The sequence below is a fragment of the Rubripirellula lacrimiformis genome (assembly GCF_007741535.1).
Lineage (GTDB): Bacteria > Planctomycetota > Planctomycetia > Pirellulales > Pirellulaceae > Rubripirellula > Rubripirellula lacrimiformis.
Window position 1 is genome coordinate 6,327,165 of sequence record NZ_CP036525.1, and the last position, 14,664, is coordinate 6,341,828.

Consider the following 14,664-nt stretch of genomic DNA (forward strand, 5'->3'; position numbering starts at 1 on the left):
AGACCGCCACAGTGTGCCTGGAATGCACCGACTGCCCTGTTTCTCTTTCCTCGCCAACCACCGCAGGTGTAGAATGGGACTACGCCCACTATATGCACTTGTTCTTTGTCGCAGTGGAAACAGAGCCGCATCCAAAGGAAGCACGTTGATTCTTCGTAATCGTTTGCAAGTGACGATCGGCACTATCCGCCGACACACCATCGTTGGCTCTTGGGCCGGCGGCTTCCTCGCATTCTTGGCAATCGCGTCATTGGTTCTGGATTCCTCGGACATCAAGGCTCAGCAGCCAGAGTTTCGTCCAGCATCCGCGAGCCCCGCTTCGCCAGACTCGGGCGCCGGTAACCAGCAATCCGGTAACCAGCAATCGGGCAACAACCAATCCGATGCACTGGGTGATTTGGCCGAAGCCGAACTTGCCAACCCGAAAGATCCAAACGATAGCGACGCGGTGCTGCCCGAGTTGACCGAGGATCAGATTGGCGAACTGACTCGGCTGACAGACGATCTGGCCAGCGGTGAATTTGCACGCCGCGAACGGGCGGTCGCGGCACTGATGTCATTCGGTCTTGGTTCGGTTGAACCGCTTCGGAAAATCGCCGCCGACACCAGCGACGCCGAAGTTCGCCTGCGAATCAACCAAGTGGTTCGTCAGTTGACCCACGACGACATGCATACCCGCATCAACGATTTTCTAGCGGGTAAAGACGTTGGTTTTCAGGGTTGGGACATCTTCCGATCGATGCTGGGGGACAACGGTGCGATCCGAGAAATCTTTGTCGAACTGACCAACGACCATCCGGACGTGCTGGCATCCCTAGAAGGGTCCACTCGTGAACGCGTCGTCGCACTCGAAAAATCGATCGTCGCTGTTCAGCAACGGATCTTTGTGCAACGCGAATTCCCAACACGAGGCGACACCTTCGCTTTGGTATTGCCAACGTTGGATCCCAAGGTGCCCATTACGCCGAACTACGAAAGCGTTCTGCTAAGCACGCTGCAGAAGGAAGCGGCCAGTCAGATTCGAGCCGATGCACAGTTATCTCCTGCTTTCAAAGCATTGTTGGGACGTTGGATGATTCGCAGCACCCCCACCAGCAGAATTGATGTGCTGTTGATGGGAATGTCCTGGGGCGTCGAGGACACATTGACACTGGGGATCACCACGCTTGCCGATTCCGACGACCCTGAAACCCTGGCCACCGCGATGCAGGCGATCGCAAAGTTCGGTATCCGTGAACATGTGGTGTATGTCGAACCACTGCTGGAAGATACGCGCGCAGCATCCGACGAAGGCTTTGCTGATGGACAACGCGTCCGTGCTCAAGTGTGTGATGTAGCCATCGCGACGATCGCCGTTCTGATGGATGTCAAACTTTCCGATGTCGGAATGCCCGGCGTTCAAAAGCATCCGACCTATGGTTTCATTCGCGGTGACATTAGCTTCCCGGTTGATGATCCATTGCCACGCCAAAAAGCGCTCTCAAAAATCCGAGCCCAGTTCAAACGCCCGATGGAAATGTTCGAAGTTCCCGCCCAACGCAAAGCCGAAGGATCGTGATTGACGGTGTGCCCCACCGTCTCCGAAATGGGAAAACGTTTGGCTCATCCGTCGGAAGGGAGCGCCCGAGGTTTTTGCAGGCATGCTCCGATGTCCGAATGCTTAGTGATGGATGGCGTCCCTATTGAAAACACCCCACCGGCATGGCGAGCATGCCGGTGGGCCACGAAGCACCTTCGGCGCATCGGAGACCAAGCTATTCCTTGGCAAGTTGCTCCTCAGCAGAGCTCGCTTCCGCTTCACTTGGCAAATCAATTCTAACGCATCGAAATGGTCGGCTCAAATTTCGGACATCGGAGCAATTCCTCCGAAAACCTCGTCCCTGGGTACGGCGCACCCTTCCGACGGATGAGCCAAACCTTTTGGATTGTCATGGGGGCGCTGTTTGCAGCAATGTTGATTTGCGGCGGACTGCTGCCCTTGGTCGATCCGGCACCAGCGACATCCAATCTAGACGCGATGAAGAGAAATGAATCCAATCGGTTGAAAGTGATTGGATTCGGCATCCACAATTATCATGCTGTGTACCACCAATTGCCGTTCACGGTGACCGCGAACACCGCGGGGCAACAACGGCACGGATGGCGAGTCGCGATCTCGCAATTTGCCGAGGGCCCTTCGCAGTGGGACCGATACGATCGCAACCATGCCTGGGATAGCGTCGTGAATCTTGCGGTTGCCATCGATCCACCGGACGTGTTCCAGGCCACCGATGGCGACCCCGGCAAAACAAATGTTTTTGCAGTGGTCGACCCACGTGGCATGTTCCCACCTGCCCCGAACCGCACCGTCACATTCGCCGATGCGACCGATGGGATTTCCGAAACGTTGCTGGCCGTCTGGCTGCCGGGGCAACAGGCCATTTGGTCGTCCAATGCAAATCTGACCGCCGAACAGGCTTACGAAATGATCCGGTCCCTGCGACAAGACCAATTCGCATTGCTGTTGATGGGGGACGGCAGCATTCGCGATGTTGGACCGGACCTTTCGTCCGAAGTCTTCGAAGCCATGGTCACCCGAGACGGTGGCGAGGCAATTGCCTCGACCACCGATTGATGTGGCCACCGATTGATGTGATCCTCGGCCAACTTGGACGGGGACGAACCAGAACGACGGCGGCAAAAACTAGTCGAACATGGTCGACAGCATTGCGTCGAATTGGCCGTTGGTGATCACGCGTGGGATGCCGGCTTCGCGAGCCTTCTTGAGTTTCTCCACGTGCACGTGCGGACCATAGGCGATCAGGTTCGCATTCGCACATCGATCGGCGCACTGTGCCACGATCGTATCGACCACGCCACTGCGGGTGGCTAGGTCGACGATCACGTATCGCACGTCGTCGAGGTCACCATCCGGTAATCTTCCGCCCAGATAAAACTTCCATCCGGCCCGTTCGGCTGACGATTTTACTCGCGAACCGAACATCAAATCACCGGACAGCATTACGACGCGGTCGTTGGCATCGGCGTTCATGCTTTTCGCTTCTCGATTTCGCCACGCATGAACTTCAATCCGTTGGTCGCCAAGTCCATTTCGCTGCTGTACATGCGACGCCAGATCTTGGTGGCCGCTGCGATCTCGGGAAGTGACAACCCGAAGGCTTCGATCACCAACCAACCGTCGTAGCCCACTTCGACGATGGCGTCAAAGTTTTCGTCCCAGCGGATCGCGCCGGTGCCCGGTGTGCTGCGATCATTCTCGCTGATGTGAATGTGAAACAGCTTGTCGCCACCGGCTTTGACGGCTTCGGTGACGTTCTTTTCTTCGATGTTGCAGTGGAACGTGTCGTACATGATGCCGCACGAATCGTTGTTCACTTCGCGAGCAAAGCGAGTCGAATCGGCATGCGTGTTCAGGAAATAACATTCGAAACGGTTGAGCGCTTCGACGCCCAAACGGACACCTACCTTGGCAGCATGCTCGGCGACTTGCTGCATGCTTTCGACGCCCCATTTCCATTCATCGGCGGTCGGACCAGCACCGCTGAAAATACCGATCGCCGAATGGTAAGGGCCAACCAGGGTTTCAACACCGGCGGCTGCACAGCAATCCAGAGTTTGCTTGGTCAGCTGGACGCCCAGATCACGAACGCTCTTGTCGGGCGAAATCGGATTGTCCGGTTCGTTGCGAATCGTCACCGCCGTACGAGCCAAGCCGAGGTCATCCAATCGCTTGCCGAGGCTGGCGTAGTCCAGATCCAAGTTGAACATGGGCAGTTCAACGCCGTCAAAACCGGCTGTCTTTAGCTGTTCGCAAACCGGCAGCAGTTCGTCTGTTACTTCGCCGCTCCAGAGCAGCAGGTTCATTCCGTATTTCATCGCGATTGTTTTCTCTCAGAGGAAAAAATATTCGATTGTCGTAGGACCAAGCGGACACGTTTTTAGTGCACGATCCTTAGCCGCTGCCGAAACCGAACGGATCGGTCCCGTCCGGTGGCGTCAGCATTCTTTGTCGGCGAGATTCTACCAACTTGTCGGCTTCTGCGAGCCAGTCTACCAGCGACTCGGGCAATTGGCTTAGCCCCACCCGGGACATCACTTGGTTCAGCCGCATCAGCAGTTTGGTGGGGTCCGAATAGTCATACAGAAACGCGGTGTCGCAAAACCGCGTGATCAGCGGGGCCAATGCCACCACGGGTTTGCCCGTGATTTCGACCACACATCGCTGGACGGTGTTCGGGTCGGCGTCGGCGACCATCCGGTAGTAACGATGACCGATCTCGGGATCATCGCGGATCCAGTACGAATCCAACAACATTTCGATCAGGATGTGACCCACGAACATCGGGCGGAAACCAGTGTCACCGGGAAGCAGGTCACGCAATTGAACCGCTAAACGCAGATTCGTTTCCACGAACGCTTCGGTCCCGTGGAACCAACGATCATCCGCGATGTGACGCAGGATGCCGCTGGCCACCTGGGCCAATTCCGTGTCGGGACTGTCGGCGTGTACCGCCGCCAATTTCCCACGGGCGCGGACCTTGCGATCCACCACGCTCATCCAATCCGGTATCCCGGTCGAAATCGCCAGCAGCGGTTGATCAAAGTACGGAATCGCGTGGCATAGAAAATTCATGCCTTCCAGCCTAACCGGGACCCGAAAGTGCCACCATCGGGGCTGTGCCCTGGGCTAGGCGGCTCGGTTCAGCAGCCGGGGGTCGATTGCGGCCGAAGTCGCAATGTCAGGTAAGCCATCCCTTCGTCACACCAAGCCCGCACCTGCACGCTGCCTGCACATGCGGTCATGACGCATGCCATCGCGATGTACGGTCCCGCCAATAGCGTGGCCGGCAACAGCGACAGGATGAACGTCGTCAAATCCAACCGGTAACCAAACTTGGACATCGCAATCCACAACGCACCCAACACCACCGCATTGGCGACCAAGGTCGCGACAACCGCACCTTCCAGTCCCCACATCGGCAACAGCACAAAGTTCAACGCGACGTTCACCGCCAAGCCGGCTGCGATCGACACCGCGACCCATTTGCCCTTTTCGGCCACCCATAAATAGTCCTGGCCAATCGTCGCCAGCGACACCCAGATGCAGAACACGAACGTCATGGGCATCATCTGCAGCCCCTCGGCGTAGCGATTCTCTAGCACCACACGAAAGAACCATGGAGCCAACACGAGCGAACAGGCTGCACCGGCCGTGAACAGTGTTGATGTTGCAAAGAGGATTCGGCGTAAACTTTCGCGTACTTTGTCTTTGTTGCCGGCTTCCCAATCGGCTGTCAGATAAGGCATCAAAACGCCGCTGACCATCGTTGCCAAACTGATCAGCAATACAGGGATGATACGGCCACTGTGGTACTGGCCAACGGCTGCTTGAGTCTGCAGATCGTCACCGGGCAACATGTGCAAAATCATGTACCGGTCGGACAGTGCGAACACGTTGGACAACAAATTCATCGCCCACAATGCAGCCGCATAGGGCATCAGCCGACGCCACATCGGCGACGGTTCGAATGGCTCTTCGCTGACCGGCAACCCGGCCCAACCGCGAACCAACGATGTCATTCCGGGAACCATCGCCAACAGGGTTGCGGCGACAAAGGCGTACACCAATCCGGTCAGTCCGCCCGCTAGGCTTAGCCAAGCCACACCCAAGATGGTGAACGCCACCGATTGGACAAATTGCATGATCGACGCGACCCGAACTTGGCGGAGCGCTGAAACCATTTGGTAAACGAAGTTGAACGCAACGATCGCCACCACGCCCACACCAACGCTGTAGACCAGCGACATCCCCTGCGGCTGAAGAAACACCAACCAACCAAAGAAATCGGGGAACAACATGATGGCAATAAAGAACCCCGATCCCAGGATCACGGTAGCCGTCAACATCCGTCGAACCAGCGGTGAAAGATGGCCACGAACGCGATAGTGTTCCACGTATCGAGGCAGCGACCCGGGAATCCCCAGCAGCATCACGGGAGTGATCATCGTGATGAAGTCATACGCCATCGACCATTGACCGACGACGGCATCGTCCAGCAAACGGCAGAACCAAATGCCTCGGAAAAATCCTAACCCGCGCTGCACGATCGTCATGGCAAGCATGACCACCATCCCGACAGCGAGCGAGTCGGCGACGAAGCTGGATTTTTGTTCAGACGAAGAATTCGAGTCGGTCACAGATGTTCATCAAACGAGGGTGGCTTGATGAAATTTGGCACAGCAGACCGCTAGGGCGGACAACTTTTTGGCCCGCAGACCACAATTCGCTGCCGATTGACTCGAGCGCGACGGTTGTATCGGATGGTCCGGTGGGGAAACCCGACCACCCGATTTGCGGCATCGCCGGTGCGGACGCAGTCACACCTTGGGTGCGAATGACAGTCCTAGCGGGAGAGAACGACTAGCCCTGGGAATGATTGGGATTGCCGCCCGATCGTTTGCCGCTCTTCATCTTGCCCGGCTTGTGTTTGCCTGGCTTTGGCTTTCCGCCCTGATGACGGTTTCCAAAGCTACGACCGGCTCCGCCGGTGTCGCGGCTGATCCGAAGCTGTTTGCCCATCACCCAGGTATTGGACAGAGTCTGGAAGATGTCGTTGGGCATGCCTTCGGGAAGATCGACGGTGGTAAAGTCGTTCTGGATGCTGATCGGCCCGATGAACTCGCTTTCGATCCCTGCTTCGTTGGCGATCGCACCGACAAGGTTGCCAGGTTTGACGCCATCGGTACGGCCGACTTCGACGCGGAAACGCTGCATGCCTGGACGGACGGGGCCAACGCGGCGTGGTGGACGATCGTCGCCGTAGGATTCACGGCTGCGGCTTTCGCGGCGATCACCACCACGGGCATCGTCAAAATCGCCACGCTTGGATCGTGGTTCTGCTTTCGGACGATCTTTGACCAAGAATGGACGCCCCGAATTGATTTGGTCGGCCAGTGCGGCGGCGACCTTTTCGATCGAGGTGCCGGTTTCTTCGACGTACTTGCCAATCAAGTCTTCGTAGAACGTCACGTCGCGATCGGCCAACGTGCGAGTGATCTTGGTCTTGAACCGCTCGATTCGCTTGTTGTTGATGTCTTCGGTCGATGGCCAGTCACAGATCTGGATCTGTTGGTTGGTCAGACGTTCGATCGATCGAAGTTTGCCACGTTGGGCATTGGTCAAAAAGATGATCGCTTCGCCGCTACGTCCAGCACGTCCGGTTCGCCCGATCCGGTGAACGTAAGATTCGTTGTCGTGTGGCAGATCAAAGTTGATCACGTGACTGATTCGCGGCACGTCCAAACCACGTGCGGCAACGTCGGTGGCGACCACGATGTCCAGCCGACCATTTTTTAGTTGGTCGACGGTACGTTCGCGTGCCTTTTGTGCCATGTCGCCGTTCAAGGCCGCGGCGTTGTAGCCCATTTGCACAAGCTTTTCAGCGACGACGGTGGTCGATTCCTTCGTCTTTGCGAACACGATCACGCCGTCGACTTCTTCGACTTCTAGCAGACGACGAAGCAGTTCAATCTTTTCACGCGGCGTCGCATAGATCGCTCGCTGATTGATCGAATCGGCCGTCATCGTCTTGGAACTGATGGTGACCGTATGGGGATCGGTCAGGTGCTGATCGGCGATCCGGCGAATCGGGTTAGGCATCGTTGCCGAGAACAAGGCGACCTGTTTCTCTGCGGGGCATTGCTGCAAGACGAATTCGACGTCTTCCAGGAATCCCATGTTCAGCATTTCGTCGGCTTCGTCCAGCACCAAGCATCGCAGGTGTTCCAGCGATAGCGATCCGCGACGCACATGGTCAATCACTCGGCCGGGTGTTCCGACAACGACAGAAACACCACGTCGCAATTGACGAAGTTGTGGTTCGTAATCCTGACCACCATAGATCGCGGCGATCGAGAATCCCTTGAGGTTGCCAGCGTAGGTTTCAAACGACTTGGCAACCTGGACAGCCAGTTCGCGGGTCGGGGCCAGCACCAAAACTTGCGGCGATGGCGAGCGGGCCTTCAATCGAGCCAGGATTGGCAGTGCGAAAGCGGCTGTTTTGCCAGACCCGGTTTGGGACTGCGCAACCACGTCGCGTCCGGCCAACATCGGCGGGATGATCGCCGCTTGGATGTCCGATGGAGTGACATAGCCTGATCGCACGATCGCTTCTTGGACGGCCGCTGGCAGGTCCATGCCCGCGAATGTGTTTTCCGTCGCGATCGCTTCGTCGGCGGTCTCGTCCCCGGAAGTCGCATTGGCTTCGGCGTCAGCGTCGTCGGTGGCGTTCCCTTCGCCATCGATCGCAGCAGCCAGTTCGGCAGCACGCTGTTTCTTCTTTTTCTTCTTCTTGGGTTTGTCGTCCGCGGTCAACTCGGCCAACATTTGATCGACAGTCTTCAATTCCGCGGCATCCGCTTGGACTTCCGCTTGGATCGAAACCGAAACATCTTCGCTCTGCGACGACGGGGTTGCCGGAGTTTCAGTGGCCTGAACTTCCGCAACCGGAGTCGCAGCAGCGGGCGTCTGAGCGACTTGAACCTCAGCGACTTGAACCTCAGCGACAGCCGGTTGTCCCGCGTCGACAGGTGCCTCGGTCGCAACAGGTGCTGGAGCGACAGGTGCTGGAGCGACAACAGGTGCTTCGGTCGCAACTGGCGCTACTGCGACAGGTGCTTGAGCAACCGGTGTTTCGGCAACTGGTGTTTCGGCAACTGGTGCTTCGGCAACTGGTGCTTCGGCAACTGGTGCTTCGGCGACTGGTGTTTCGGCGACTGGTGCAACTGCAACCGGTGCTGCAGGAACAGATTGCTCGACGGTTTCAGCGATCGCTGAAGTCGCCACTACCGGATTCCTAGGACGCGAGACTTCCGAGTCAGCGGCAGGACGAAGAACGACGCGACGCCCGTTGCGGGGGAAGTGGGCGGGAATCTCGGAGGTAGGCGACGAAGAGGACATGCAGTGCTTTGACCGGGGTGGGAAAAAATCCGCTGGGGTATCGAGGTGATCGACACAGAAGAGACGCGAGCGGCTGCCTAGAAAATAAGTGCTAGACGGGGTTTTCACAACTCAAACACAGCATTTCGAGGCAATCGACCGCTCGCCCAGCCCCCATTATGACGGTCAAGCAAAGCCCAGCGACCAGACACGGTGACCCCACGCCCCCTTAGTCGGAATCCCGCCGAAAATTGACGCGCCCATTTGATCGGGCAAGGCGGCCTATCGTATGCGGTATAATCCGGCAACCCGCCGACTCGGTTCCGCGCGGCGACCACTTCCGTTTCGCATGGCAAACCGGAGAAACTCAAATCGACGGTTCAACGAACGATCGCCAAGACTCGACGCTTTCGCCTCTGCCGGACAGGCCGCGAACACCTCCGCGGCCGTTCGTCATCGCCATGATCGGTGCCTTGATCGCAGCTGGCATGGTCCACTGGAACGCCAGTTCCCACCGCACACGGGGGGCCATCGCCCCACCGGCGACGCCCGTGGAACCCATCGTCGAAGCCCCGAAAATTTCGGCCGAAGAAGTCGCCAGCATTCGCCGGGCCCAGTTCTATGACCAGCAGGTCGAACCTCAGATCGCGGCAACCGATCAACTGAATCGCCAGGCAGCGGACCGATGCGTGCAGCGAATCGAACGTTTGGTCGAAGGCTATCACCGCGGGGTATCGCCCTTTGTGGACGATTTGACCAGCATCTCAACTCGCCTGGGGATCGTCGGACGCATGCCCGCAGCTTGGTGGAACGAAGACGACCGTGTCCATCAATACATCAGCCAGAAATTTGAAAAGCATCTGTTTTCGCAAACCACGTTGACGGACGACATCGTCGGCGTGCTGCAGCAATTTCGCGACGAAGTGGATGCGAACCAAAAACGATTGCTGGTCGATATCCAAGCGTCGCTGACGACCGCCGACCTGCCGGATGTGAATCTGGATTCCTATCAACCGTTCTTCGAAAAAGTCGCTCGCGACCTACAGGACTATTCCACTCGGCAGGGGACCAGCAGTGTGGCCAACGGGCTGACCGCGATTCTGGTCAGCGAGGCTGGCAGTTACGTTGCGATATCGCTGATCGGTGGGCTGTTGGGGCGGATGGCGGCAACCGGTGCCGCAACCGCCGCGGTGGGCGCTGGTGCGGCGGCCACCGGTGGGGCTGCCGGTGCCGGTGGTGGCAGTGCCGTGGGTCCGGCGGGAACCGTGATCGGCGCCGTCATCGGTCTAGGTGTTGGACTGGCCATCGATTGGTACATGACCGACCAGTTCCAAGTGCAGTTGACGCGGCAGATGCGTGGATACATCGACTCGCTCTCCGGCACACTGCTGTACGGGACGCCTGTCGCGTCGATCGATGGACAACCGATGTTGGGCACCGCGTCCCAAGATGGTGGCATGGTGGCCGCGCTGCCGATCGTCTGTGACGACCTGCGTTCGGCCTATCGCGAGCGATTCTATCAGCAAATAGTTCAAACCGAGGTTTCTGAATGAACACTGTCCCCAGCCTGCTCCGGTGCAATCCAAAGCATTTCCTGCGGACCACTGCGATGGCGGCCGCGATGATCGGTGCCACTGCCATCGGCCCCGCCGCTGCGCTGGCTTCCCCGTTGCCTGCAGCCGCTTTCCCAGTGCCCGCGCTGGTGTACCCGGTACCGGCGTTGGCTTCGTCCGTCGCCAAAGCGATCATGAAGTACTTTGGAAAAGAAGGGGCAGGCGAAGCCAGCGAATACCTGACTCGCCAGGGCGGCAAGGAACTGATGGAACGAGTCGCCGCCAATGCAGCGCGTGACGGCGGCGATCAAGCGGTTCAGAAAGTCGCCGCGTTGGCGGGGAAGTATGGACCAGACGCGTTGGCGGCGCTGGACAATGCCCCTTCGGTGGGACCGATCCTGAAAGCTCTGGATGATTTGCCAGCTGATCAAGTGGGCGCTGCGATCGCCAAACTTTCCGCCGGCGCAACCGGACGCGAACTGGCCGACGCCACAATTCAATTCGGTTCCAAGGCGCTGACCAGCGAACTGAAACATCCCGGCGTCGGCTTGGTGATGGTCCGCAGCCTAGGGGATGACGGAGCCGAACTTGCTTCGCGGATGAATTCGGACCAAGCGATTGCGGTCGCGCGGCATGCCGAGGATCTGGCAAAGCTGCCGCCGACTCAACGCGATGGCGTGCTGGCCGTGATGCGGCAGGACACCACTCGGATGGTCCAGTTTCTAGGTCGTTTTGCGGAGGCAAACCCCGGCAAAAGTTTGTTCACCGTCGCGACCACCACGGTCATCTTGGCCCAGCCCGATCGGATCCTAGGCGGAGACGAAATCATCTTCGACGCCGATGGAAACCCGATCGTGGTCAGCAAATCAGGACTGGCCGGCCGAACCTTGGCGGCCGGAGGCAGCGCCGTGGCCCATGTCTCCGAGTCCTATATCCGCCCGCTCTACCTGACGGCGCTGGCATTCTTCACAACGTTCGCAGTCCTGTGGGCGGGACTGAAACTGTGGCAGATCCATCGCACGGTCCCCAAATAGCCGGCTGATCTGGTGACCTTCTCCCGGGCGATCGCGGCCTACGGATTCCGTCATCCGGTTAGCCGCGAGCCTCGGATGCGTCCCCCAACAACCGGGGCTATCGCCCGGCGGCTCAAAGGCCTGACGACAAGCACCCAAACTCCAACCTCCAGTCGATTGAGCCGCTGGGCGATAGCCCCGGTTTTCAACGAAGATAGGTCAAGGGGGCAACTTCGGCGCCCGGCACTAAGGCGTTTGAGTCCCATCTTGATTGCGGTCATTTGCACGCACCGATGATCGCTGTCCGCTCGCCAATCTCGTGTCCGCGTCGCGTCGCTTCAGGATGCTCTGCTTGGGCGAATGCCGTCGTCGTTTCTTGCTCATGGAAACTCTCCGTGCCCTCCACTTTGAAAAAATCAAAGTTGTCTTACTCATGCTGGCACAGAGGGCAATCGATAACAGGTGCGCCAAAGAATTGTCGCTAACGAAAATCCATCACACAGAGTGCCGAAAGACCGGCCTCGGCCGCTGGCCAGATCTTCAGCAAGGATCCGGTCGCGTTCGCGGATCGGTGCTTTGGAATTCCGCGGGCCTAGAAGATCGTGGCGTCCATGGATCGTGGCGTCCATGGATCGTGGCGTGAGCATTGCAGGAAGAGTGCTTCCGTTGCCTGGACCATGACTTCGTGAAGATGGGCCAGAGAGCACCTTTCAGCCACCAACCGAGAAAGATCCCGTTTGGCTCGTGACGAAAGCGTGCTCGGCAAACGCTCGCCGGACGCGGCCTGGGGCCGCAAATCACGGTAATTTGAAGAAGGGTGGAAGACGGGGCTCGAACCCGCGACCTTCGGTACCACAAACCGACGCTCTAACCAACTGAGCTACATCCACCGTCAGAAACCCCGGATCCGTGCGATTTTGCCCTCCGTCCAAAGGACAGGGGGCCGCCGGCTCCGCGATTGAATTCGAAATTTAACGCCGTCGGCTCGTCCGGTCAACGGCTCGAATCATCGACATTGTTAAAAGTGGGACACGGGCTGGCGAAATGGGTTCACATTGTGCCGATCACGCCAGCGGGCCGGCGTTTGGGCAGCCAATGCATGGATCCGCTTCGACGCATCTCCGCCACCAAGCCACCAAGCCACCAAGCCACCAAGCCACCAAGCCACCAATCGCGAAATGCGATCCGCGGCCCCGCTATCCCGCGTATCCCCGAAAAACATCTGTAAAAACATCGTCCGGGGCGAAACAGGCCCCGATCCGGCTTGGGACTACCTTGCCGGGGGGGCGTTCAAAGGCGACCGCTACAGAGCTTCGCTGCCTTCCATGACGGCCACTTCGGCACCGTCGAGGAAACTAACCAGCGATTTGGCGCGGTAGGGCTGCTGCAGTTTGCGAACCGCTTTGCTTTCGATTTGGCGAACCCGTTCGCGGGTGACCTGGAAGATCCGGCCAACCTCTTCCAGCGTGTAGGTGTAGCCGTCTGCCAGACCGTATCGGAGACGCAAGATTTCGCGTTCGCGATAGTTCAACGTTTCCATCGCGAAATCGATCTGAGCCTTTAGGGCTTCGCGATTGGTTTCCATCAAGGGGTCGATGTTGCGATGATCTTCAAGGAACTCGCCAAAGACGCTTTCGTCATGGTCGCCAATCGGTTGATCCAACGACAATGGTTGACGGCTCATCTTCAGAATGATCCGCGTGTCGTCGATCGAAAGACCGCTGCGGGCACAGACTTCTTCGGGCGTCGGTTCGCGGCCGTTTTCCTGCACCAGGTCTCGCGTGATCTGACGAACCTTGTTCATCGTGTCGATCATGTGAACCGGGACACGAATCGTGCGGCTTTGATCGGCGATCGCACGGGTGATCGCTTGCCGGATCCACCATGTCGCGTAGGTGCTGAATTTGTAGCCGCGAGCATGTTCGAACTTGTCGACCGCTCGCATCAACCCGGTGTTGCCTTCTTGGATCAGATCCAGGAACGACAGCCCGCGGTTGCGATACTTTTTAGCGATCGAAACGACCAATCGAAGGTTCCCGGCCGACAAAACTCGCTTGGCGGCATCGTAGTCATCGCGATAGGCATCGCAACGTCGGATCCGGCGAGTCAGTGTGGCGGGCGTTTCGAAGGTCAAACGCATCAGGTAAGTCAGTTCGCTTTTCAGCTCGGCTTCGGTGGGCATGCCAGGCATTTTCAGCGACTCGCTGTCAGCCAACAATTTGCGGACTTCGCCCATTCGTTCGCTGGCACGACGCAGCTTTTCGAATAGCGGTGCCAGCTTGTTGGTTCGCAAGTTCATTTCCTCGATCAATCGCACCGCTTTGTTGCGGCGAATGACCAAGTTTTTCCAGGCAGCCCGTCGTTGCCGCATCGGCAATTTTTTGTTGACCGCTTTCATGTAGTCGCTGCGGTTCTGCGACAGCAGGTGCTGCAGCGTGCGGACATTGGGCACGATCCGCAGCATGATGGCCTTCTTTTCAGCCGCGTTGGTCACGCTGACTTCGATCGTGCGGTCGAGGCGCAGATTTTTGTCGCGGACCTGTTCCAGCAGTTTCAGGGCACCTTGCAGCATGAAATCGGTCGCCAGCATCGTTTGGCGGTATCGATCCCGTGTTTTTTCGATCTGCTTGGCCGCAGAAACTTCTTGGTCGCGGGTCAGCAATGGGATCTGGCCCATCTGCATCAGGTACATTCGGACCGGGTCTTCGGTCGGGTCGGCCGTCATTTCGTCGCGGCGGCGAGGACGATCATCATCGATCGGAGTCTCGTCGGCGATCGAATCGGCTAGTTCCTGTCCCATGACGCGATTACGGCGGCTGACAGATTCGTCAGCATCGAACGCATCGTCCTGTAGACTACGGCGGCTGATTTTTTTTCCCACTTGCGGCTCCTCGAAACCCAGGTCGTAGCGATCGGACAGGTCAGACTGAAGCCAAGCAGGAGCGGTGCCATCGCTCCATGAGGGTGACGCATATATCATGGCAAGTTGTTTGGGGCAAAGAGGTTGCGCGAAAAGTAACCGAAAACGCCGACCCCTCGTGCGTTGCGAATTCGCCACACGAAGGTGTTGCCTAAAAACCACATCTGTCGTGCTTCGGATTCACGGCGACGTACCCACTGTGGGTGTTCACGTCGCCTCAGTACCCAAGGTTAGGTTACG

The 14,664-nt window shown here is 58.1% G+C and carries 11 protein-coding genes and 1 tRNA gene; 4 read left to right on the forward strand and 8 right to left on the reverse strand.

The features are described from left to right. Positions 1-145 precede the first annotated feature (145 nt). Together K227x_RS22150 and K227x_RS22155 are read left to right on the forward strand one after the other, a co-directional pair. A complete protein-coding gene (locus K227x_RS22150) occupies positions 146-1,558 on the forward strand; it encodes a hypothetical protein (protein WP_145173000.1) in 1,413 nt (470 codons plus the stop codon). A gap of 348 nt (positions 1,559-1,906) precedes the next feature. Then, complete coding sequence (locus K227x_RS22155; protein WP_218933446.1) at positions 1,907-2,614, forward strand: DUF1559 family PulG-like putative transporter; 708 nt, start codon at positions 1,907-1,909, stop codon at positions 2,612-2,614. Positions 2,615-2,683: 69 nt separating this feature from the next. Here the strand turns inward: K227x_RS22155 and K227x_RS22160 are convergent, their stop codons facing one another. The 5 genes from K227x_RS22160 to K227x_RS22180 all read right to left on the reverse strand — a co-directional run bounded on the left by K227x_RS22160 (position 2,684) and on the right by K227x_RS22180 (position 8,845). Continuing rightward, a complete protein-coding gene (locus K227x_RS22160) occupies positions 2,684-3,031 on the reverse strand; it encodes a histidine kinase (protein ID WP_145173004.1) in 348 nt (115 codons plus the stop codon). After that, the gene (locus tag K227x_RS22165; RefSeq protein ID WP_145173006.1) at positions 3,028-3,876 is read right to left on the reverse strand and encodes a sugar phosphate isomerase/epimerase family protein; all 849 of its coding nucleotides are present in this window, start codon (positions 3,874-3,876) and stop codon (positions 3,028-3,030) included. Before K227x_RS22165 ends, K227x_RS22160 begins: the two co-directional genes overlap by 4 nt. Positions 3,877-3,952: 76 nt before the next feature. Next, complete coding sequence (locus K227x_RS22170) at positions 3,953-4,633, reverse strand: hypothetical protein (RefSeq protein ID WP_145173008.1); 681 nt, start codon at positions 4,631-4,633, stop codon at positions 3,953-3,955. Between the two features lie 68 nt (positions 4,634-4,701). Further along, positions 4,702-6,198 (reverse strand): oligosaccharide flippase family protein, encoded by a 1,497-nt coding sequence (locus K227x_RS22175; RefSeq protein WP_145173010.1) that lies wholly within the window; start codon positions 6,196-6,198, stop codon positions 4,702-4,704. A gap of 223 nt (positions 6,199-6,421) precedes the next feature. Further along, entirely contained in the window at positions 6,422-8,845 is a 2,424-nt protein-coding gene (locus tag K227x_RS22180) for a DEAD/DEAH box helicase (RefSeq protein ID WP_246146039.1), read from the reverse strand. Between the two features lie 554 nt (positions 8,846-9,399). Between K227x_RS22180 and K227x_RS22185 the strand changes: the two genes are divergently transcribed. Together K227x_RS22185 and K227x_RS22190 are read left to right on the forward strand one after the other, a co-directional pair. Beyond that, on the forward strand, positions 9,400-10,491 hold the full coding sequence (locus K227x_RS22185; protein ID WP_145173014.1) for a hypothetical protein: 1,092 nt from the start codon (positions 9,400-9,402) through the stop codon (positions 10,489-10,491). Next, a complete protein-coding gene (locus tag K227x_RS22190; protein WP_145173016.1) occupies positions 10,488-11,525 on the forward strand; it encodes a hypothetical protein in 1,038 nt (345 codons plus the stop codon). Before K227x_RS22185 ends, K227x_RS22190 begins: the two co-directional genes overlap by 4 nt. 225 nt (positions 11,526-11,750) lie before the next feature. On the opposite strand, the gene K227x_RS30770 is transcribed toward K227x_RS22190, so the two are convergent. The 3 genes from K227x_RS30770 to K227x_RS22200 form a co-directional block, all read right to left on the reverse strand. Next, positions 11,751-11,888, reverse strand: coding sequence for a hypothetical protein (locus K227x_RS30770; RefSeq protein WP_218933447.1), 138 nt, complete (start codon positions 11,886-11,888; stop codon positions 11,751-11,753). 431 nt (positions 11,889-12,319) lie between these two features. Next, positions 12,320-12,395: transfer RNA gene (locus K227x_RS22195), tRNA-His, on the reverse strand. A gap of 412 nt (positions 12,396-12,807) precedes the next feature. Next, positions 12,808-14,484 (reverse strand): sigma-70 family RNA polymerase sigma factor, encoded by a 1,677-nt coding sequence (locus K227x_RS22200; RefSeq protein ID WP_145173018.1) that lies wholly within the window; start codon positions 14,482-14,484, stop codon positions 12,808-12,810. Between the last annotated feature and the right edge of the window lie 180 nt (positions 14,485-14,664).

Coding starts and splice junctions, on each gene's coding strand:
- K227x_RS22155 (WP_218933446.1), top strand. CDS start 1,907: ATGAGCCAAACCTTTTGGATTGTCATGGGGGCGCTGTTTGCAGCAATG.
- K227x_RS22160 (WP_145173004.1), bottom strand. CDS start 3,031: ATGAACGCCGATGCCAACGACCGCGTCGTAATGCTGTCCGGTGATTTG.
- K227x_RS22165 (WP_145173006.1), bottom strand. CDS start 3,876: ATGAAATACGGAATGAACCTGCTGCTCTGGAGCGGCGAAGTAACAGAC.
- K227x_RS22170 (WP_145173008.1), bottom strand. CDS start 4,633: ATGAATTTTCTATGCCACGCGATTCCGTACTTTGATCAACCGCTGCTG.
- K227x_RS22185 (WP_145173014.1), top strand. CDS start 9,400: ATGATCGGTGCCTTGATCGCAGCTGGCATGGTCCACTGGAACGCCAGT.
- K227x_RS22190 (WP_145173016.1), top strand. CDS start 10,488: ATGAACACTGTCCCCAGCCTGCTCCGGTGCAATCCAAAGCATTTCCTG.
- K227x_RS30770 (WP_218933447.1), bottom strand. CDS start 11,888: ATGAGCAAGAAACGACGACGGCATTCGCCCAAGCAGAGCATCCTGAAG.
- K227x_RS22200 (WP_145173018.1), bottom strand. CDS start 14,484: ATGATATATGCGTCACCCTCATGGAGCGATGGCACCGCTCCTGCTTGG.